Origin of the sequence: Brevundimonas sp. TWP2-1, from assembly GCF_049897645.1 — a bacterium.
GTDB lineage: Bacteria > Pseudomonadota > Alphaproteobacteria > Caulobacterales > Caulobacteraceae > Brevundimonas.
Window position 1 is genome coordinate 878,872 of sequence record NZ_JAFCWR010000001.1, and the last position, 20,821, is coordinate 899,692.

Sequence of the window (20,821 nt, forward strand, 5' to 3'; positions counted from 1 at the left end):
ACCTTGCGATCACAGTTCACGACATCTCGCTGTAGAACCGATTTCAAGATCGTGCGTTATCGCCAAGCTGGACGGGGTAGGCGTTGAACGACACGACACAATCAAGCGACCTGACCGTCGATCTGGGCGCGGCCTTCGAGGCTTCGCCCAACCCGTATCTGTTGCTCACGCCCGACTTGCGCATCGCCGAATTCAATCAGGCCTATGTCGACGTCACGGGCGCCAGGCGCAGCGAGGTGATCGGCCAGCTTTTGTTCGCCGCCTTCGACTCCGGCCCCGGAACCGAGGCGCCGGAAAACGTGCGACAGGTCCGCGCCTCTCTAGAAAAGGCGCGCGATACCCGACAACGCGATCACCTCGCCGTCGTGCGCTATTCGATGCCAAAGACCTTGCCGGACGGCAGCGAGGCCTTTGTTGAACGGATCTGGAGCGCCACCCACACGCCGATCCTGAACGACGCGGGCGAGGTGGTGCTGCTGCTCCAGCACACCTCGGACGTCACGGACCTGTCCCCGAACATTCAACCGGACGAGCCGACGACGGCCCTCGACGCCATCATCGGCGGCTCGGTCCTGCGCCGCGCCCAGTCCGTGCAGGAAGACAATCGACGCCTGGAAACCGAGCGCAATCGCCTGGTCGAGATGTTCATGCAGGCGCCGGGCTTCGTAGCCATCCTGTCCGGTCCGGAACACTGTTTCCAGATGCACAACGACGCCTATAGCCAGTTGATCGGCCACCGTGACATCGCCGGCAAATCCGTGCGTGAGGCCCTGCCGGAACTTGAGGGTCAGGGCTTCTACGAGTTTCTGGACGAAGTCTTCGCGACAGGCGAACCCTATGAAGGCCGCGAGAGCGTGGCCCAGCTGCAGCGGACGCCCGACGGCCCGCTGGAAGCCGTCTATCTCAACTTCATCTATCAGCCGATCCGCGACGACGCGGGCGCGGTCGTCGGCATCTTCGTTCAGGGGCACGAGATCACCGAGAACGTCCTGGCCGCCCAGCGCCAGAAACTGATGATCGACGAGTTGAACCACCGGGTGAAGAACACCCTGGCCACGGTCCAGTCGATCGCCATCCAGACCGCACGCTCCAACACCGATCCCGCAGGCTTCGCCGAGACCTTCCAGTCGCGGATCATGGCCCTGTCGCACACCCACAATCTGCTGACGCAGAGCCATTGGGAAGGTGCCGACCTGCGCGCCATTCTGGAGCACGAGACCGAGGCCTACGGTAACACCCGCATCAGCCTGAACGGGCCGCCGGTGTCGCTGGAGCCCGCCATCGTGCTGTCTCTGGGCATGATCTTCCACGAACTGGCTACCAACGCCGCCAAATATGGCGCGCTTCACACGCCGGAAGGTCGCATCCTGATCGACTGGGCGCTGGCGGATCAGAGGGCGCGCAAACTCAAGCTCAGCTGGCGCGAGATGGGTGGTCCGAAAGTTACGCCGCCGGACAGAAGAGGCTTCGGTAGCCGCTTGATTGAACGAAACATTCGCCATGATCTGGCGGGCGAGATCGATCTGGTCTACGCCCCTGATGGATTGATCGCGGAACTGACGGTTCCGCTCGACAGGACGGCTTCACGATGACCCAACCCCTGAGCGGCCGCCGCGTCCTGGTCGTCGAGGACGAATCCCTCGTCGCCATGCTCCTGGAGACGATCCTGGAAGACATGGAATGCATCCCTGTCGGCCCGGCGTCCAACATCGACGACGGCGAAGCCCTGGCCCGCGACACGGCCGACCTCGACGCGGCCCTGCTGGACGTCAACGTCGCCGGCCGCCAGGTCTTCCCCGTCGCCGAGGTCCTGAAGGCGCGCGGCGTGCCCTTCGTCTTTTCGACGGGCTATGGCGAAGGCGGCCTGCCCGAAGAATGGCGCGGCCAGCCCACCATCCAGAAGCCCTTCACCGAAGCCGCCATCCGCGACGCCTTGATGAAGGCCATGGGCGTCGCCCAGGCCTGAGCCCTAGCTCGGCATCCGCCGCGGTGCGAACCAACCGACATCAGTGCGTTGGACAGAACCCGCAACCGCCAGAACCGCCAGAGTATGGTCGATCATCCGGCGTGCCCGTGGCCTGCTGCCCTCGAATTCGGCGACCAAGGCCGCAGGGGGCATCGGGACACCGGCCTTGCGAAGGATGGAGAGCAGGCTTGAGGCGAGAGCGCCAGGTTCCTCTGGCAGGAACATCTTCTCACGCGACGCCGGCAGGCTGGGTTGAACAGGCTTCATCGCCCCGCCCTGCCTGACCTTTCCGGCCTGGTATCCCGCGCGCAGGAAGCGAATATCGCCCATCGCCTCCTGTTCGGCACGCGCCTGATTCAGCACGATGAGGCGATCCACGATCTGGCTGTCCGTCAGGTCGTCAGGCCATCCGTAGGCATGCGCGACCAGTCGATCGAGCCGCTGGTGCAGGTGATCCAGAACGCCCACACATCCGGCTTCGTGAGCGCCGCGCTCCGTTTCCGTCAGCGGTTCGCCGCCCATTCGCGCCCGGGCGTTGTACAATCCGGTCATGGTGAGCGCGGCGTGGCGAGCCAGAACGTCGGACCGCAGCCTATCCAGTTCTTCGGCGAGCACGCCGATCTCGGCTGCCAAATCGCCCTTCAGCTCGGGAAAAGGAAACGCGTCGAAACAGGCGCCCTTCACATAGACGGCCTCGCGTTCGTATTCGCCGATCCGGCCCGCGTTTGCGGCGAACCACGCCCGATGTTGCCGTGAGGACAGCACACCCAGCACGGCGGGATCGTCGCTGGCGATCACAACCAGCTTGTTGTCCGGAAGGGTGGCTGCATCTATGAACCGAAACCAGCGATGTTTGGCCGTCTCGACAGTGACGATGTAGCGGTTCAGGCCTTCCAGTGCGGTTCGAAGATCGCGACGCGGCTCACCGAAAATCCACCAGTTCTCGCGATAGGCGGCCCTGTTGTTGCGGTCCCGATCCGGCTTCACCGTCTCCAACAGGTGCTGGAAGAGCAGCGGATGGCGTCGCCGCGCCTCCCCTTCGTCCCATCCGAAGAAGTCGATGACCTGAACGCCGCGCGGCCGGTCGGCCAGATCTCGACCGTTGCGATAGTCCCGAACCGGGCACGGCGCCTGCGGGTCCGACCCCGACAACAGCGCCTTCGCCCTCGCCGGGGAGACTTGAAATCCTGCCCCCATCAACTGCACGCCGCGATAGGCCAAGCCCGCATTGGCCTTCAACGCCCCGACCCGCGTCAGCCGACTGTCCAGCATCAGGTCGGCGCCGATGTCGCCATGCCTTTCCTCGAACGTCAGCGCCTCCGCGTCGCGGACCTTCAGCCATCGCCCCTGCCCGTCCGGTTCGCCCCGCTCGGCGACAGACATGGCGATGCGCACGTCGGCGCATCCGACACCCTTGACCCAGGGGTGATCCGGGATCGCGAAGGCCAGACGGATCGGCTGATCTCGGTCGAGGTGATGCTCAAGCACGCGACGCGAGAAGGTCTGGGTGATCGAGTTGGTCGTGATGAAGCCGAACCGACGCAGGATCGATCCGGGCTGGGTCAGGATTTCGGCCGCGCGGTCCCACCAGGCCGTCACGAAATCTGCAGACAGGAACCGCCCGCCCCTGATCGTCGCCAAGGCGTCGACATAGCCGTCGCCAAGCTCGCGCCTCAGGTCCTTGCCGCCGATAAAGGGCGGGTTGCCGACAATGAAATGAACCGGAGGCCAAGGCTTCGGACGCGGATCGACATAACGGACGGTTTCGCGCTCCCTGTCTCTTTCGAACAGAGGCCGTCCTCTGCGATCGCCGTCCGGCGCACGGCTATGAACGGCGCTGTCGCGAACGATCTCGAGACGCGCATATTCCAACAGCGCGTCTGAGCGCTCGATCGTGCGAAAGTCCTTCAGGATCGGCTCGCTGGGCATGGCGTCGCCGGACACGCGGAAATGCCACTGGAGATGACCAATCCACATGACCATCTCGGCGATCCAGGCGGCGTTGGCGTTCTTCTCCAGCCCATAGAACTGCTCGGGACTGACCACATGGCCTTCCAGGGCCAGAATGCCCTGATGCTCGCCCATCTCGCCCAGGGTGCTGACGACCTCTTCTTCCAACTCCTTCATCATTCGCATGGCGACATAGAGGAAGTTGCCGGTGCCGCAGGCTGGATCCAGCACACGCACCTTGCACAGTTGTTCGTGGAAGCCACGGATCAGACGACGCGCACCCAAGGGATCACCGTTCAGATACAGGCCGATGGCCTGGGCTTCGACCGCCTCCCAATCCGCGCGCAACGGCTCCATGATCGTCGGCTCGATCAGGCGCTCGACAAAGGCGCGTGGCGTATAGTGGGCGCCCAGTTCAGCGCGTTCCGCTGGATCAAGCGCCTGCTCCAGCAGGGCGCCGAAGATCGCGGGCTCGACATTGGCCCAATCGCACCGCGCCGCTGCGATCAGCGCCGATAACTCGTCTTCTGTGATCGGGATCGGGTCCACGCGGTGATAAAGCCCGCCGTTGAACCGCCGGATACGCTCCTGCGTCGCCAGGCAGTGCCCGCCTTCATCCATCGTCCTGAAGAATATCCGGGCGGCATCGTGAAATCGCTCGGCCTTGGAGCGATAGCTTTCCAGCAGCCCCAGGAATCCCCGGTCGTCGATCAGCCTAACGCTGTCGGCGAACATGGCGAAGATGCACTGCATGACGAACAGCGCCGTCTTTTCGGCCTGAGCCGAAGCGTCCACCCGGTCCAGCCCGGCCTGCCGTCGGTTGTTGATCGATCTCACCAGCCAGGCCAGCCGCGACGCGATGGCCGTGGTCACCTCGGCCGCCTTGGCGGCCGGGTCCAGCGACATGGGCTCTGTCCAGACCCGGCGCAGGCGGTCCCTCACCTCGGGCGAGCGAAGCTGATCCAGCGTGATCCGATAGCCTGCACGGTCGGGGAACGGCGCGTAGATCTTGCCCTGACACGCGAAGTCGGACCAAAGCTCGATCGATCGCCCGACGTCCACGATCACCAGAAACGGGGGCCATTCATCCAGCGCCTTGGCGTAGTTCTCGGCCTGTCGCTTGGCCGTTCGCATCAGCCGATCCAGCGCGTCCTGCGAAGGCGCACGTGATTTGGTTACGGAGCGCGAAAACAGAGCCAGTTGAACGACCGGATCGAACGGCCCGCCTTCACGCCGCTTCTGCGACTGCTTCGCCTCCAGCACGAAACAACCGCGCTTGGCGCAGTCGATATAGCCAGACTGGCTGGACCCGTCGTCATGCCGAAACCGAACCGGCCGTTCGAAGCAGTAGTCCAGGTCGCCGGTCCGTTCATCATCCGGCGCCGGTGCTCCGATCAGGCGACACAGTTGGATGATAAAGGTCTGGTAGTGGGCCCGTTCGCTGATCGGAACGCTCGACCAATGGGCGATGAAAGCCTCGACATCGTCTGATTGTTTCCCCTGCATGGAAACAATCTAAGGTTATTGTACACCATAACGCAATCTATAGGCGCAAACCTCCGCGATAACTCGCCGCGCATAAAGGCTTGCCCAGCCAGTAGCAAAGCTCCCCCGGTCGGGTGACGTCCCATATGGCCAGATCCGCCGCCTTGCCGATCTCAACGGTCCCGATCTCGTCCAGCATCCCCAGCGCCCGTGCGGCCTCACCCGTCGCACCGGCCAGAGCCTCTTCGGGGGTCAGGCGGAACTGGACGCAGGCGAGGTTCAGCGCGGCGGTCATGGAGGCGACGGGCGAGGTGCCAGGGTTGCAGTCTGTGGCGACGGCCATCCGCACGCCGTGGCGGCGCAGCAGATCGACGGGCGGCGCCTGGGTCTCGCGCAGCATCAGGTAGGCGCCGGGCAGCAAGACGGCGACGACCCCTGCGGCGGCCATGGCGGCGACGCCGTCTTCGGTCGCATGTTCGATGTGGTCGGCAGACAGGGCCTGATAGCGCGCCGCCAGGGCCGCGCCGCCGCCGTTCGACAACTGGTCGGCATGCAGCTTGACCGGAAGGCCCAGCGCGCGCGCCTTGTCGAACAGGCGCGACACCTCGTCGGTCGAAAAGGCGATGGGCTCGCAATAGGCGTCGACCGCATCGACCAGCCCCTCGGCATGGGCGGCGGGCAGGATGTCGTCTATGGCCAGATCGACATAGGCGGCGCGGTCTTCGCGATACTCTGGCGGCACAGCGTGCAGGCCCAGATAGCTGGTGCGGACACGCACCCCGCCTTCGCGTCCGATCCGGCGGGCGACACGCAGCATCTTCAGCTCCGTCTCGCGATCCAGCCCATAGCCGGACTTGATCTCGACGGTGGTCATGCCGGTGGCCTTCAGTCCCGCCAGCCGCGTCATGGCCGAGGCGAACAGATCCTCTTCCGACGCCGCCCGCGTGGCCTTGACCGACGAGACGATGCCGCCGCCTGCGTGCGCGATCTCCTCATAGGTCGCCCCGCCCAGCCGCTGCTCGAACTCGGCCGAGCGGTCGCCGCCGAACACAAGGTGCGTATGGCAGTCGATCAGGCCCGGCGTGATCCAGCGCCCGTCCAGCCGCTCAGTCTCAGTGGCGTCTACGGCGGGCAGATCAGCGCGCGGCCCTACCCACGCGATGCGCCCATCCACGACGACAACGGCCGCGTCCTGAATGGCGCCATAGGGAACGGCCCCCTCGACCATGGTGGCGACGTGGCAGTCGATGAGCAGACGGTCGACCTTCATCGGCGGGGCTCCTTGGCCAGAACAGGTGGGTGGGCTGACGAGAAACGTGCGACCAGATCGTAGCGGTCGCCGGGGAAGGTCTGCCAGACCCGCGTCACCCCCTGCCCGTCCCGCCACGTCCGCCGCTCGACGCACAGGCAGGCAGCGCCGGGCTTGAGTTCCAGCAGACGTGCGGCGCGGGCGTCGGCCGCGATGGCCGATATGCGGTTCTCCGCCTCGGTCCAGGGCGCGGAGTCCAGCAACCAACTTCCCGGCGGAACCGTCTGAAAATCAACGTGTATGGCTTGAGGCGCGGCGCCCAGGGCGATCAGCCGATGCTCCAGCGCCAGCGGCGCGCCGTCGGCGCTGTGCAGACAGGTCAGGTCCAGCAGACGACCGCCCGACGCCAGTTCGATTTCGTCCGCGCCCTCCGGCTCGCGCTCGATTCGCTCCAGCAGGACATAGCCGTAAACCTGCCCTCGCTCGATCACCTCGGCCCGCAGGTCGGGAATGGCCAGGACGGCGGCGTGGGCCTTGGGCTGGGCGACGAAGGTGCCGGCGCGGCGGCGACGCGTCACCAGTCCCCGTCCGGCCAGTTCGGAAATGGCCTTGGACACCGTCATGCGCGAACAGCCGTAGCGTTCGGTCAGTTCATGCTCGAACGGAATTCGGTCGCCGGGCGACAGATCGCCGGACAGGATGCGCCCCTCCAGATCGGCGTAGATGCGGCGATGCAGGCTCACCCCAGCACCGTCGCCAGCGCTTGGCGATAGCGCGCCTCGATGGCGTCCCGCGCGACGTGGCGGCCGTTCTTCACGACCTCCTGTCCTGCGCGCCAGACCGACGAAATCGAGCCCGTCGGCGCGCCGAATATCCAGCTATCGAGTAACGCATCGCCCGACCGTCCGGCGAAGGCCAGACCGCTTGCATCCAACGACACGATGTCCGCCGACGCCCCGACGCTCAGATCCGATGCGGCGCCGGTGGCCTGGGCGCCGCCCGCCAATGCGCGCTCAAACAGGGCGCGGCCCGTCGAGCGCTTCGCATCCGCCATGACCGCACGGCCGCGCAGCGCCAGACGCTGGCTGTATTCCAGCATCCGCAGTTCCTCGGCCACGCCGATCTGGACGTTGGAATCCGTGCCGATCCCGAACCGCCCGCCAGCCCGTGTGAACTCGGCCGCCGGGAACACGCCGTCGCCCAGATTGGCCTCGGTGATCGGGCACAGGCCGACGATGGCGCCCCGCTCGACCACGCCCCGCCATTCGGTCTCGATCACGTGGGTGGAGTGGATCAGGCACCAGCGCGGATCGACCGGCGCATTGGCCAGCAGCCACTCCACCGGCCGCGCCCCCGACCAGGCCAGGCAGTCCGCGACCTCCTTGGTCTGTTCCGCGACATGGATATGGATCGGCCCGTCGCCCGCCAGCGCCGGCATGGCCGCCAGTTCGTTCGGGCTGACGGCGCGCAGGCTGTGCGGCGCCACCCCGACCACGGCGTCGGGCAGATCGGCGGTCAGGGTCCGGCATCGCGAGACCAGATCTGCAAACCCGTCCAGATCATTAATGAAGCGTCGCTGTCCTTGCGACGGCGGTTGCCCCCCGAACCCGGCTTGAGCATAGAAGACCGGCAGCATCGTCAGGGCGATCCCGGTCCCCTGCGCCGCCATGACGATCCGCGTCGCGATCTCAGCCCGATCAGCATAGGCGGCGCCCGACGGGTCGTTATGCAGATAGTGAAACTCGGCGACGCGGGTGAAACCGCCCTCCAGCATTTCCATGAAGGCCAGGGTGGTGATGGCCTCGATCTCCTCAGGCCCGCCCCGGTCGAGGAAGCGGTACATCAGCGCGCGCCACGTCCAGAAGTCGTCGTCGGCCCCATCTTGGTTTTCTGGCCCGCGCGCCTCGGTCAGACCGGCCATGGCCCGCTGGAAGGCATGGCTATGCACGTTGGAGACGCCCGGCAAGGCGACTCCGCCGCCCTGATCTGCCGCTGTTCGCGCCACGCCCGCTTCGAGACTGGCGATCCATCCACCAGCAATGCCGATCCGCACATCTCGCGCCCAGCCATCCGGCAGCAGGGCCGTCTCGAACCAAAGGGTGCGATCCACGGGCTGCGGCTGAAGGGTCACTGGACAGGTCCATCGTGTTGCGATCAATATGTCTAGACATAGCACGACGGATCGATTTGGCGAGGGAGGCTGAACGGATGCAGGACTGGCTGACCGTGCATGAGGGTTCGGCGCCGCTGGTGATCGGCCTGCCGCACACCGGGACCGACATTCCGGCCGCCATCGAGGCGCGAATGACCTCCGGCTGGCTGGCGCGCAAGGACGCGGACTGGTGGGTGGATCGGTTGTACGACTTCGCCGTCGACATGGGCGCGACCTTGGTGCGCACCGGCGTGTCCCGCAGCGTCATCGACGTGAACCGCGATCCGTCGGGGGTCTCCCTCTATCCCGGCATGACCACAACCGGCCTGTGTCCCACCGAAACCTTCGACGGCGAGCCGCTGTATCGGGCGGGCCAGGAGCCCGACGGGGCCGAGATCGCCGAGCGACGCGCGACCTGGTTCGATCCCTATCATGCCGCCCTGCGAAGCCAGTTGGACCGCCTGCGTATCAACGGCCCTGTCGTCCTCTACGACGCCCACTCGATCCGTTCGGTGGTCCCGCGCCTGTTCGAGGGCGAACTGCCTCAGCTCAACATCGGCGACAACGACGGCGCGACCTGCGCCGGCGCATTGACCCAGGCCGTCGAAGCCGCTTGTGCGATCAGCGGCGACAGCCTGGTCGTCAACGGCCGGTTCAAGGGCGGCTGGACCACGCGCCACTATGGCCGGCCCGCAACCGGCGTCCATGCCATCCAAATGGAGCTGGCCGACCGGGGCTACATCCTCGATCCAGCCGGACCAGTGTCGCCCGACAACTGGCCCAGCCCCTACGAACCCGAACGCGCCGAACCTATGCGCCAGCATCTGCACCGGGTGCTGACCGCCTGCATCGCCTTCGCCGAGAGCCAGAGATGAACACGCCCAACGCCCGGATCGTCCGCAGCCCGCGCGGGCCGGATAAGACCGCCAAGACCTGGGCGGCCGAAGCCGCCATGCGCATGCTGATGAACAACCTCGATCCCGAGGTGGCCGAGCGGCCCCAGGATCTGGTCGTCTATGGCGGCATCGGCAAGGCGGCGCGCGACTGGGCCGCCTTCGACAGGATCGTCGAGACACTGAAGACGCTGGAAGCCGACGAGACCCTGCTGGTCCAGTCGGGCAAGCCGGTCGGCGTGTTCCGCACCCATGCCGACGCCCCGCGGGTGTTGATCGCCAACTCCAACCTGGTGCCGAAATGGGCGACCTGGGAGCATTTCAACGCACTCGATCGCAAGGGCCTGATGATGTACGGCCAGATGACGGCCGGGTCATGGATCTACATCGGCACCCAGGGCATCGTCCAAGGCACCTATGAGACCTTCATGGAGGCCGGTCGCCAGCACTATGGCGGCGACTGGTCGGGTAAGTGGATCCTGACGGCGGGCCTGGGCGGCATGGGCGGCGCCCAGACGCTGGCGGCGACCATGGCCAGCGCCTCCTGCCTGGCCATCGAATGCCAGCGCAGCCGGATAGAGATGCGGCTGAAGACCCGCTACCTCGACGTCATGGCCGAGACGCTGGACGAGGCGTTGGCTCTGATCAAAGACGCCGGGCGAACGGGAAAACCCATATCCGTCGGCCTGTTGGGCAATGCAGCCGATGTCCTGCCTGAGATGGTTCGGCGCGGCATCCGCCCCGATCTGGTCACCGACCAGACCAGCGCCCACGACCTGATCAACGGCTATTTGCCCTCCGGCTGGACGGTCGCCGAATGGGAAGACAAGCGCGTCAGCGATCCAGACAGCGTCGCCGCCGCCGCACGCACCTCCATCGTCGAACACGTCAAGGCGATGCTGGCCTTCCAGGCGATGGGCGTGCCGACGACCGACTATGGCAACAACATCCGCCAGGTCGCATTCGACGCGGGCGTGACCAACGCCTTCGACTTCCCCGGCTTCGTGCCCGCCTATATCCGCCCGCTGTTCTGCCGCGGGATCGGCCCTTTCCGCTGGGCCGCCCTGACCGGCGATCCCGACGACATCAGGAAGACCGATGCGGCGATGAAGGCGCTCTTCCCCGACAACGCCGGCCTGCATCGCTGGCTGGACATGGCCGGAGAACGGATCGCATTCCAAGGCCTTCCGGCCCGGATCTGCTGGATCGGATTGGGTGATCGCCACCGCGCCGGCCTGATGTTCAACGAGATGGTGGCGTCCGGCGAACTGTCCGGTCCCATCGTCATCGGCCGCGATCACCTGGACAGCGGATCGGTCGCGAGCCCGAACCGCGAGACCGAGGCCATGATGGACGGCTCCGACGCCGTGTCGGACTGGCCCCTGCTGAACGCCCTGCTGAACACGGCCTCGGGCGCCAGTTGGGTGTCGCTGCACCACGGCGGCGGGGTCGGCATGGGCTATTCCCAGCATTCCGGCGTCGTCATCGTCGCCGACGGCACGCCGGAGGCCGCCCGTCGGCTGGAGCGGGTGTTATGGAACGACCCCGCCACCGGCGTCATGCGCCACGCCGACGCCGGCTACGACATCGCCAAGGCCGCCGCCCGTGAGCACGAACTCAACCTTCCCAGCCTCGCCTGATCCAGTGTTTCAGGGCTGATCGACAGCCCGCCCCGCCTTCGAGGAAAGTCGCATGGAATTCGCCGCCGTCGCCCTGCCTCTGGCCCTGGGGATCATCATGTTCGGCCTCGGGCTGGATCTGACGCCCGCCGACTTCGTGCGCGTGGCTAAACAGCCCAGGGCGGCCGCCGTCGCCCTGGGCTGTCAGTTGCTGGTGCTGCCAGCCATCTGTTTCGCCCTTGTGCTTCTGTTCCGCCTGCCGCCCATCCTGGCGGTGGGGATGCTGCTGCTCGCGGCCTCGCCCGGCGGCACGACCGCCAACCTCTACAGCCACCTGTTCCGGGGCGATGTGGCGCTGAACATCTCGCTCACGGCGATCAATTCGGTCATCGCCGTCGTGACCCTTCCGGTCATCACCAACCTGGCCATCGCCTGGTTTCAGCCCGGCGACCTCAGCGTCGGCCTGCAGTTCAAGAAGACGCTGGAGGTGTTCCTGATCGTTCTCGCGCCGGTCGCACTGGGCATGACCGTGCGGGCGCTGAAACCGGGCTTCGCCAAGGCCATGGACAAGCCGGTACGGATCGCCTCGGTGGCGATCCTGGTCCTCGTGATCCTGGGATCGGTGGCCAGCAGCTTCGACCTGCTGGCGGCCAACGTCCTGCTGCTCGGCGGGATCGCCATCGTCTTCTGCGTCCTGAGCCTGACGGTCGGCTACGTCGTTCCGCGCCTGCTGAAGATCGAGAAGAGCCAGGCGGTGGCCAGCGCCTTCGAGGTCGGCATTCACAACGCCACCCTCGCCATCGTCATCGCCCAGGGCGTGCTGCAGCAGCCGGAAATGTCGCTGCCGGCGGCGGTCTATGGGGTGCTGATGTTCCCGATCGCGGCGCTGTTCGGCCTGTGGATCTCACGGCGGCCCGGCTGAGCCGCAGCCAGAAAAGAAGCAGACATGACCCTTATCCTAGGCCAATCCCCCCTCACCCTCGCCCAGTTGCGCGCCGTCCTCGACGGCCCTGTGACGGTCGAACTGGCGCCCGCCGCCTGGACCGACGTGGACCGGGGCGCGGCCGTGATCGCCGACATCGTGGCCCAGGGCCGCACCGTCTATGGCGTCAACACGGGCTTCGGCCTGCTGGCCAACACCTCCATCGCGCCGGAGGATCTGGAGACGCTTCAGCGCAATCTGGTGCTCAGTCACGCCTGCGGCGTCGGACCATTGCTGCCCGACGCGGTGACCCGCCTGCTGATGGTGCTGAAGATCGCAAGCCTGTCGCGCGGCGCGTCTGGCATTCGTCGCGAGACGCTTGAGGCTCTGATCGCCCTGGTCAATGCCGACATCCTGCCCTGCATCCCATCCAAGGGTTCGGTCGGCGCCTCGGGCGATCTGGCCCCGCTGGCCCATATGTCCTGCGTCCTGATCGGCGTGGGCGAGGCGCGGCTGAACGGCGAGACGCTGGAGGCTGAAGCGGCCCTGGCCAAGATCGGTCTGACGCCACTGACGCTCGGCCCCAAGGAAGGCCTGGCCCTGCTGAACGGTACACAGTGTTCGACGGCGCTGGCTCTGGCGGGCCTGTTCGCAACCGAAGCCGTGTTCGCCGCCGGCATCGCGGCCGGGGCCTTGTCGGTCGATGCGCTTAAGGGCTCCGACGCCCCCTTCGATCCGCGCATCCATGCCCTGCGTGGCCAACCGGGCCAGATCGCCGTCGCTGCACGCCTGCGTGAACTGATGACCGGCTCCGCCATCCGCGACAGTCACCGCGACGACTGCGCCAAGGTGCAGGATCCCTATTCCCTGCGTTGCCAGCCCCAGGTCATGGGCGCGATCCTGGATGTGCTCAACACCGCCGCCGCCACGCTGGAGCGCGAAGCCAACGCCGTGACCGACAATCCGCTGGTCTTCATCGAAGACGGCGACGTCATATCGGGCGGCAACTTCCACGCCGAACCCGTTGCTTTTGCAGCCGATCAGATCGCTATGGCCCTGTGCGAGATCGGCAATATCTCCGAGCGCCGCACATCAATCCTGGTCGATCCGAAGATGAGCGAACTGCCGGCCTTCCTGGTCAAGGAAAGCGGCCTGAACTCCGGCTTCATGATCGCCCAGGTGACCGCCGCCGCCCTAATCGCCGAGAACCGCATGGTCGCCCATCCTTGCAGCGTGGACACGGTGCCCACCAGCGCCAATCAGGAAGACCACGTTTCCATGGCCACCCACGGCGCGCGGCGCCTGCTGGACATGGCCGAGAACACGGCGACGGTGTTGGGCATCGAACTTCTGGCGGCGGCGCAGGGGCTGGAGTTCCACCGCCCCCTGACCAGCTCCCCCGCCCTGGAACAGGTCTTCGCCATCGTGCGAGAGGCGGCCGCCCCCTATACCAGCGATCACTATTTTGCGCCCGACATCGCACGCGCGACAGAAGGCGTGCGCGACGGTCGCTATCGGGCCTTCGCCGCGGACCTCCTGCCCTCAGCCTGACGAGTCAGCCGCCCAGAATACCCAGGTGTTCCAGCAGGATCGCCGTGCCAAGGCCGATCAGGGCCACGCCGCCGATAATCTCGGCAGACTTGCCGAACCGGGTTCCCACGGCCTTGCCGATCAGCATGCCGATGGTGGTCAGGACGAAGGTGGTGAAGCCGATCGAGGCGGCGATCACCCAGATGTTCACGCCGATGAAGGCCAGACCCACGCCGACGGCCGCCGCGTCGATGCTGGTGCCGATGGCGGTGGCGATCAGGGCCCAGGGGCCGGACCGGCGCGGCGCAGCGTCGTCTTGCGCATCGCGCGGCTTGGCGCCTTCCCAGATCATCTTGCCGCCGACGATCAGCAGAAGCGTGAAGGCGATCCAGTGATCCACCTTCTCGACCAGGCCTGCGGCGACGATGCCCAGTCCCCAGCCGATCAGGGGCGTGATCGCCTCGATGACGCCGAACACCAGCCCCGCCTTGATCGCGTCCTTCACGGCCGGACGATGCGAGGCCCCGCGTCCCACGGCGGCCGCAAAGGCGTCCGTGGACATGCTGAGGGACAGGATGGCGATTGTTCCCGGGGTCATGGACTGCACTCGACCGGACGCAAGACAGCGGCTCCACTCCGGCCGGTGCGGCGGTGGAACGCGCTGGTCTCGCTAGGCGGTGATGGTCCGCTGATCGCGCCACGCGCCGAAACGCGAGTGTGTTGACACGATCCCGACGTCTCGACGCCGGAAGCTACTCCCCAACAGGAGGCGGTCCTCTACACGCGGCGCCGACGGATTGGCAACCGTGCAGATCAGTCGAAGGGGTGCAGCGGCGCCCGTCTCAGAGCCGCCAGATTGGCGGAGTTGGTGCAGAAACAGGCGGTTCTCAGCTGTCGAATGACCAGCTGGAAATGATCCACGACGGCCTCGGTCGAGAGCGTCGCCGCCGCCAGAACCCCCGCCGCCTGCCCCGCCACGTCCGCCCCGAGCCGAATCGCCTTGGCGACATCCAGACCGTTGCGCACGCCGCCAGATCCAATGATGACGGCGTCCGGGCAGGCGCGCCTGACGTCCACCAGCGCGTGGGCCGTCGGCGTGCCCCAGTCTGAGAAGACGGCGGCATGGGCCTTGTCCGCCGGATCGACGGCGCGCTCGCCCTCGACCAGACCCCAGTTGGAACCGCCAGCTCCGGCAACGTCTACGGCAGCCACGCCCATGTCCACCAGTCGCCGCGCCGTGTGGCCCGACAGGCCGGCCCCCGTCTCCTTGACGACGACCGGAACCTCCAGCTTGCGGACCAAGGCTTCCAGCGCCGCCCCGACGCCCCACCAGTCGCGGTCGCCCTCGGGCTGACAGGCTTCCTGCAACGGGTTCAGGTGAACGACCAGGGCGTCGGCGTCGATCATCTCGACCGCCCGCCTGGCTTCGTCCAGCCCGAAGCCCCGCGTCAACTGGGCGGCGCCGATGTTGGACAGGATAAAGGTGTCCGGCGCCCGACGACGCAGTGTCCGGTCCAGACCGCCCGCCGCCCCGCCTTCGACCGCCGCGCGTTGCGAACCGACGGCCAAGGCGATGCCCAGATGCTGGGCCGCCTCGGCCAGGCGCGCATTGATCGCCTCGGCGCGCGTCGGTCCGCCGGTCATGGCGCTGATCAGCAATGGCGCCTTCAGCCGCCTGCCCAGGAAGTCGGCGCCGAGGTCGATCTTGTCGTGATCCAGATCCGGCAGCGCCTCATGGACGAAATGCACCCGGTCGAAACCCGCGTCGCGCGCGTGTCGGCCGCGCCCGGCCAGCACCACGTCCAGGTGTTGATCCTTGCGATTTGGCGGGGTGGCGTCGGTCATCGCCTTATTTCGGCATCACGACGACGGGCGCCTCATCGTGAGCGGCGGCCGATGCGCCGGCCGGTTGACGCTCGACCGTCAGGGCATAGGCGCCCGTCTGGTTGGGGCCATAGGCGCGAGCGCGCACCAGATACCAGCCATCGTCCGGCGCGGTCCAATCCAGCTTGGCGTGGGCGTCCGACAAGCCGTCGTCGTCGGTGGCCAGGCTGGAGAAGTCGCCGTCGTCATCGACTTGACCCAGGTCGATGAAGGAATCGAAGGCGTTCGAGACCATGGTGATCCGCAGTTTCTCGTCCTTCTTGGCCTGGAACCGATAGGCGTCGAAATAGGCGCCTTCGTCGCTGAGCGCCGCGCTGTTGGACAAGGTTCCACGAACCGTCCCGCCGACCAGCAGGCTGCCCGGCTTGGGTTCAGGCCCGCGATCCAGCAGTTCGAGCGCGTAAAGCCCCTTGCCTTCCGAATCCAGCGGCGAGGCCCGCACCACATAGTCGCCGGCCGACGGCAGGGTGAAGTTCAGGCGCGAATCCGTGCCTTCCGCCAGGCCGTCGTCATCGCTGGCCAAGGCTTCGAACGTATCGCCGACCTCGCCGACCTCCAGATAGGCGTCGAAGTCGCCCGAGCGCAGGATCGCCTGGACGCGCTGCCCTTCCGTTCCGGTGAAGACATAGGCGTCATAGCGTTTGCCGTCGTCGCCCTGAGGGTCTTCTTCCGTGATCTCGCCCTCGACCTTCTCCCCGAGGGTCGCCGGGGTCGGTGGAGGCGGCGGCGCGGTTTCGGTCAGCTTCAGCGTATAGTCGCCCTCCGCGTCGTCGTTGAATCCGCGCGCCTCGATGATGTAGTCGCCATCGGCGTCCAGGGTGCGGGCGATGCGGGCATCCGTTCCCGATCCGGCGCCGTCGTCATCCTCGGCCAACACGGTATCGTCCGATGCGCGTCGTAGGGTCAGATAGGCGTCGAAGTCGCTGGACTTCATCTCGATGGCCACGCGCTGGCCGTTGGTGCCGGTGAAGCGATAGGTATCGGCGCGCTGGCCGCCGTCGTTGACGGCGCTGTCTGACCCCAACTCGCCCTTGATCTCGTCGCCCACGGCGATGGGCTTGGACGGCGCGGCGGGCGGTGCCTCAGCCAGACCCACCTCATAGCGGCCCAGGCCGTCTTCCAGCGACGTGGCCCGGATCACATATTCGCCTGCCGTCGGCGCCGTGAAGGTCAGGCGCGAATTCAGTCCGCCGCCAGGCGCGTCGTCGTTGGAGCCGATCTCCACAAAGTCGGGACCGTTCATCCGCCCGACCCGCACCAGGGGATCGAAGGCCTCGGAATCCAGCGTCACGACGAACCGGTCGCCGGCGTTGGCGCGGAAGGCGTAGGCGTCATAGCGGCCGCCGTCCTCCTGCTCTGGATCGCGCGCGGTCAGTTCCCCGCTCTCGGTCGCACCGAGGCGGATGCCGCCAGGTCGAGGCGCGCGGGGCGCAGCCGGACGTTCCTGCAGCGACAGGCGATAGTCGCCGCCGTCCAGCCCGCTCAACGTCCTGGCCCGCAGGACATAGGCGCCGGCACGTTCGGGCGTGAAACGCAGACGCGCGTTCGTGCCGTCCTCCAGACCGTCGTCGTCAGTCGCCAGCGGCTCGCCCTCGGCGCCGTCCGCATAGATGGCCAGATAGGCGTCGAAGGCGTCGGACCTCAGAATGGCTTCCAGTCGCTGGCCCGCCCGTGCGTCGAACCGATAGTCGTCATAACGATATTCGTCGTCCGTCGCCTTGCCGTCTGCGTCCGTCAGGGCGCCGTTCACCGTCGCGCCGATCCGCAAGGGTTGCGCGTCCTGGGCCAAAGCCGGCGCGGCGGCCCAGAGAAGGGCGACGGTGCTGACTGCGGCGACAAGAGACGGACGATTCATGAATTCCTCCAGCATTGGACGGGGATCATAGACGCCGAACCGTGACGGCTGTAAATCGCCGCCATCCTCATTTCCCGCCAGACGGAGCTGCCATGTCGGCCCAATCCACGCCTGCGACCCTGATCGACGGCAAGGCCTTTTCGGTCGCCTTGGTGGAGCGTGTCGGCGCGGCCGTCGCCCGACTGGAGAGCGCACACGGCGTCAAACCCGGCCTGGCCGTCGTCATCGTCGGCGAGGATCCCGCCAGCCAGATCTATGTGCGCAACAAGGGCGAGACGACCCTGCGCGCCGGAATGCGCTCGGACACCCATCGCCTGGCCGACACCACCAGCCAGGACGAACTGCTGGCCCTGATCGCCCAGTTGAATGCGGATGCGGGCATCCACGGCATACTGGTGCAACTGCCCCTGCCCGCCCACATCGACGCCTCGGTGGTGCTGGACGCCATTTCCCCGGACAAGGATGTGGACGGCTTCCACGTCGTCAACGCCGGTCGTCTGGCCGTCGGCCTGCCGGGCCTCGTGCCTTGCACCCCTCTGGGCTGTCTGATGCTGCTCAAGGATCAGTTGGGCGATCTGTCGGGTCTGAACGCCGTCATCGTCGGCCGCTCCAACATCGTCGGCAAGCCGATGGCCCAGCTTCTGCTCGGCAAGAGCTGCACCGTGACCGTCGCCCATTCGCGCACGCGCGACCTGTCCGAGGTGTGCCGCCGCGCCGACATCCTGGTCGCCGCCGTCGGTCGCCCCGAGATGATCAAGGGCGACTGGATCAAGCCGGGCGCGACCGTCATCGACGTGGGCATCAACCGCGTCCCCTCGGCCGATCCGGTCAAGGCCGCCGAGGGCAAGACCCGCGTCGTCGGCGACGTGGCTTTCAAGGAGGCGGTCGAGGTCGCCGGTCGCATCACCCCGGTGCCGGGCGGCGTCGGCCCCATGACCATCGGCTGTCTGCTGGCCAACACCTATTCGGCGGCCTGCCGCATCAACAATATCCAACCGGAGCCATTGGACGCTTGATGCATTCATGCGGCGGGTCAATATTCGACCCGACGGCGATCTGCGCCGACAGGGAGATGTCATGGTTCGCCTCAACGCTCGCGCCGTCGCTCTGACCGGCGCTCTGATGATCGTCCCCGCCGTCGCCGGCTGCGGCTACAACACCATTCCGACCAAGCAGGAGCGTGCTGAAGCGGCCTGGGCCGATGTTCAGAGCCAGTATCAGCGCCGCGCCGACCTGGTTCCCAATCTGGTCGCCACCGTCCAGGGCGCGGCGATCCAGGAACGCACCACCCTGACGGACGTGATCAACGCCCGCGCCCGCGCCACCTCGGTCAACGTCTCGGCCGACGACCTGGATAACCCGCAGGCCTTCCAGCAGTATCAGGAGGCCCAGGGCCAACTGTCCGGCGCCCTGTCGCGCCTGCTGGTCACGGTCGAGGCCTATCCCCAGCTTCAAGCCAACCAGAACTTCCTGACCCTGCAGTCGCAGCTGGAAGGCACCGAGAACCGCATCGCCATCTCGCGCCGCGACTACAACGAGGCTGTTCGCGACTACAACACCACGCTGCGCACCTTCCCGCAGGTGATCTGGGCCAAGACGTTGCACGGCGGCTCGCAGCCGATGCAGTTGTTCAACGCCACCGCCGCCGCCCAGTCTGCGCCCCAGGTCAACTTCAACCTGAACGCCCCGCCCGAAAACGCCTCGGCGCCCGGCGGCGGCGCGCCGACCGTGGCGCCGGGCGCGACCCCGCCCGCCCAGTGACAGGCCTTCAATCGGCGGCGTTGCGTCCGACGGGCCTCGTCGCCCTCCTTCTGTGTCTGGTCGCCGCCCTGCTGTTTGCCTTTCCGGCGGCGGCCCAAACCAAGATCGACTTTCCGCCCCTGACCGGGCGCGTGGTCGATCAGGCCAATCTGCTGGATCCCGCGACCGAACAGGCTCTGACGGAAAAGCTGGCGGTTCTGGAGGCCGGCAGCACCGACCAGCTTGTCGTCGTGACCGTGAACAGTCTTCAGGATCGGGAGATCGAGGACTACGGCTATCAGCTGGGTCGCGCCTGGGGCATCGGCCAGAAGGAAAACGACAACGGCGCCCTGTTGATCGTCGCCCCCAACGAACGCAAGGTCCGCGTCGAGGTCGGCTATGGGCTTGAGCCGATCCTGACCGACGCCTTCTCGTCTCAGGTCATACGCGACGACATCCTGCCGTCCTTCCGCGACGGCGATTATCAGGCGGGCGTGGTCAATGGCGTGGACGCCCTGATCGCCCAGCTGTCGCTCGATCCTGCAGAGGCTCAGGCTCGGGCTCAGGCGGCTGCGGCGCAGCAGACTGACACCAAGGCCGAGTCCATCATCCCGGTTGTCATCATCGCGGCCATCTTCCTGTTCATGTTCCTGATCGCCATGCGGTCCGGGCGCGGGCGGCGCAGCAACGTCGGATCCGTTCTGCTGTGGGCTGCATCCGAAGCGCTGCGAAGCTCGGGACGCGGCGGCGGCGGATGGGGCGGCGGCGGTGGAGGCTTCGGTGGCGGTGGCGGTGGGTTCGGCGGAGGCGGCGGCAGCTTCGGCGGCGGCGGCGCCTCGGGGGGATGGTGATGCAGATCACGGACAACGACCGCAGCCGAATCGCCGAGGCCATCTCGGCGGCCGAGCGACAGACGTCGGGCGAAATCTTCTGCGTGATCTCGCGACGGGTCTCCACCTACCTGGACGTCAGTCTGGCCTGGGCGGCAGGCGCCGCCCTTCTGGCGCCCATCGTCTTCATTCCCTTCTTACTGGATTTCCGCTGGCCCGGCGACGGCTGGGAAGCCGCGCATGATGCCGCCCAAGCCGCCACCACGGGTCAGGCCCTGGCCCTCTATGCCTTGTCTCAAGCCTTGGTCTTCGTCGGCGTCTTCCTGCTGACGCGCATTCCCGCCATTCGTAGGCTGGTCACGCCTGCCGGGGTCCGTCGTGGTCGCGTCAGAGAAGCCGCCTTGCAGCAGTTCCTGGCCCAGGGCGTCCATGTCACCACCGAACGCACCGGCGTCCTGCTGTTTGCTGCTCTGGACGAGCATCAGGTCGAGCTGATCGCCGACGAAGGCATCTACGCCAAGGTGGATGAGGATGCCTGGGCCCAGGCGGTCGCCGTCCTGACCCGCGAACTGCGGGCCGATCGTCCAGTCGAGGGTTTCGCGGCGGCTGTCGATCTGTGCGGACAGGTTCTGGCCCGACACTTCCCGCCGCGCCCCGACAACCCCAACGAACTGCCCGATCACCTGATCCTGCTCTGATCGTCGTATCGGGGTCGCATTCGCGCGCCAGAAGGCCTAGCCCACGCT

Annotated in this window: 17 protein-coding genes; 10 read left to right on the forward strand and 7 right to left on the reverse strand. The window is 66.8% G+C overall.

The features are described 5' to 3' along the window. Positions 1-83 precede the first annotated feature (83 nt). Together ACP7BH_RS04425 and ACP7BH_RS04430 are read left to right on the forward strand one after the other, a co-directional pair. The gene (locus tag ACP7BH_RS04425; protein WP_425983361.1) at positions 84-1,592 is read left to right on the forward strand and encodes a sensor histidine kinase; all 1,509 of its coding nucleotides are present in this window, start codon (positions 84-86) and stop codon (positions 1,590-1,592) included. Continuing rightward, positions 1,589-1,966, forward strand: coding sequence for a response regulator (locus tag ACP7BH_RS04430; protein WP_425983359.1), 378 nt, complete (start codon positions 1,589-1,591; stop codon positions 1,964-1,966). The genes ACP7BH_RS04425 and ACP7BH_RS04430 overlap by 4 nt, the downstream gene beginning before the upstream one ends. A 3-nt stretch (positions 1,967-1,969) precedes the next feature. Here the strand turns inward: ACP7BH_RS04430 and ACP7BH_RS04435 are convergent, their stop codons facing one another. From ACP7BH_RS04435 to ACP7BH_RS04450, 4 genes are read right to left on the reverse strand one after another with little or no spacing between them, the layout of a single operon-like run. Further along, a complete protein-coding gene (locus ACP7BH_RS04435) occupies positions 1,970-5,422 on the reverse strand; it encodes a class I SAM-dependent DNA methyltransferase (protein WP_425983357.1) in 3,453 nt (1,150 codons plus the stop codon). Between the two features lie 37 nt (positions 5,423-5,459). Then, positions 5,460-6,671: an imidazolonepropionase gene (gene hutI, locus ACP7BH_RS04440; protein ID WP_425983355.1), complete on the reverse strand. Its 1,212-nt coding sequence runs from the start codon at positions 6,669-6,671 to the stop codon at positions 5,460-5,462. Further along, positions 6,668-7,393 (reverse strand): histidine utilization repressor, encoded by a 726-nt coding sequence (gene hutC, locus ACP7BH_RS04445; protein WP_425983353.1) that lies wholly within the window; start codon positions 7,391-7,393, stop codon positions 6,668-6,670. The genes hutI and hutC overlap by 4 nt, the downstream gene beginning before the upstream one ends. Then, a complete protein-coding gene (locus ACP7BH_RS04450; RefSeq protein ID WP_425983351.1) occupies positions 7,390-8,781 on the reverse strand; it encodes a formimidoylglutamate deiminase in 1,392 nt (463 codons plus the stop codon). Before ACP7BH_RS04450 ends, hutC begins: the two co-directional genes overlap by 4 nt. Positions 8,782-8,858: 77 nt before the next feature. On the opposite strand from ACP7BH_RS04450, the gene hutG reads away from it, so the two are divergent. From hutG to hutH, 4 genes are read left to right on the forward strand one after another with little or no spacing between them, the layout of a single operon-like run. Further along, positions 8,859-9,677, forward strand: a complete 819-nt coding sequence (hutG, locus tag ACP7BH_RS04455; RefSeq protein ID WP_425983349.1) for an N-formylglutamate deformylase — start codon at positions 8,859-8,861, stop codon at positions 9,675-9,677. After that, complete coding sequence (hutU, locus tag ACP7BH_RS04460; RefSeq protein ID WP_425983347.1) at positions 9,674-11,335, forward strand: urocanate hydratase; 1,662 nt, start codon at positions 9,674-9,676, stop codon at positions 11,333-11,335. The genes hutG and hutU overlap by 4 nt, the downstream gene beginning before the upstream one ends. A 52-nt stretch (positions 11,336-11,387) precedes the next feature. After that, positions 11,388-12,236, forward strand: a complete 849-nt coding sequence (locus ACP7BH_RS04465) for a bile acid:sodium symporter family protein (RefSeq protein WP_425983345.1) — start codon at positions 11,388-11,390, stop codon at positions 12,234-12,236. A 24-nt stretch (positions 12,237-12,260) separates the two neighbouring features. Then, positions 12,261-13,787, forward strand: coding sequence for a histidine ammonia-lyase (gene hutH / locus ACP7BH_RS04470; protein WP_425983343.1), 1,527 nt, complete (start codon positions 12,261-12,263; stop codon positions 13,785-13,787). A 4-nt stretch (positions 13,788-13,791) separates the two neighbouring features. On the opposite strand, the gene ACP7BH_RS04475 is transcribed toward hutH, so the two are convergent. The 3 genes from ACP7BH_RS04475 to ACP7BH_RS04485 all read right to left on the reverse strand — a co-directional run bounded on the left by ACP7BH_RS04475 (position 13,792) and on the right by ACP7BH_RS04485 (position 17,505). Beyond that, positions 13,792-14,364: a manganese efflux pump MntP family protein gene (locus ACP7BH_RS04475; protein ID WP_425983341.1), complete on the reverse strand. Its 573-nt coding sequence runs from the start codon at positions 14,362-14,364 to the stop codon at positions 13,792-13,794. Between the two features lie 215 nt (positions 14,365-14,579). Next, positions 14,580-15,611 carry a type 2 isopentenyl-diphosphate Delta-isomerase gene (fni, locus tag ACP7BH_RS04480; RefSeq protein WP_425983339.1) on the reverse strand — a complete coding sequence of 344 codons (1,032 nt, stop codon included), beginning with the start codon at positions 15,609-15,611 and terminating at the stop codon, positions 14,580-14,582. A 4-nt stretch (positions 15,612-15,615) separates the two neighbouring features. Next, positions 15,616-17,505: a PPC domain-containing protein gene (locus tag ACP7BH_RS04485; RefSeq protein WP_425983337.1), complete on the reverse strand. Its 1,890-nt coding sequence runs from the start codon at positions 17,503-17,505 to the stop codon at positions 15,616-15,618. A gap of 92 nt (positions 17,506-17,597) precedes the next feature. Here ACP7BH_RS04485 and ACP7BH_RS04490 point away from each other — a divergent pair, with 92 nt between their 5' ends. From ACP7BH_RS04490 to ACP7BH_RS04505, 4 genes are all read left to right on the forward strand, one after another. Further along, positions 17,598-18,521, forward strand: coding sequence for a bifunctional methylenetetrahydrofolate dehydrogenase/methenyltetrahydrofolate cyclohydrolase (locus ACP7BH_RS04490; protein WP_425983335.1), 924 nt, complete (start codon positions 17,598-17,600; stop codon positions 18,519-18,521). A gap of 61 nt (positions 18,522-18,582) precedes the next feature. Beyond that, positions 18,583-19,266, forward strand: coding sequence for a LemA family protein (locus ACP7BH_RS04495; RefSeq protein WP_425983333.1), 684 nt, complete (start codon positions 18,583-18,585; stop codon positions 19,264-19,266). Continuing rightward, a complete protein-coding gene (locus ACP7BH_RS04500) occupies positions 19,263-20,096 on the forward strand; it encodes a TPM domain-containing protein (protein ID WP_425983331.1) in 834 nt (277 codons plus the stop codon). Before ACP7BH_RS04495 ends, ACP7BH_RS04500 begins: the two co-directional genes overlap by 4 nt. After that, positions 20,096-20,773 carry a TPM domain-containing protein gene (locus ACP7BH_RS04505; RefSeq protein ID WP_425983329.1) on the forward strand — a complete coding sequence of 226 codons (678 nt, stop codon included), beginning with the start codon at positions 20,096-20,098 and terminating at the stop codon, positions 20,771-20,773. Before ACP7BH_RS04500 ends, ACP7BH_RS04505 begins: the two co-directional genes overlap by 1 nt. Positions 20,774-20,821 lie beyond the last annotated feature (48 nt).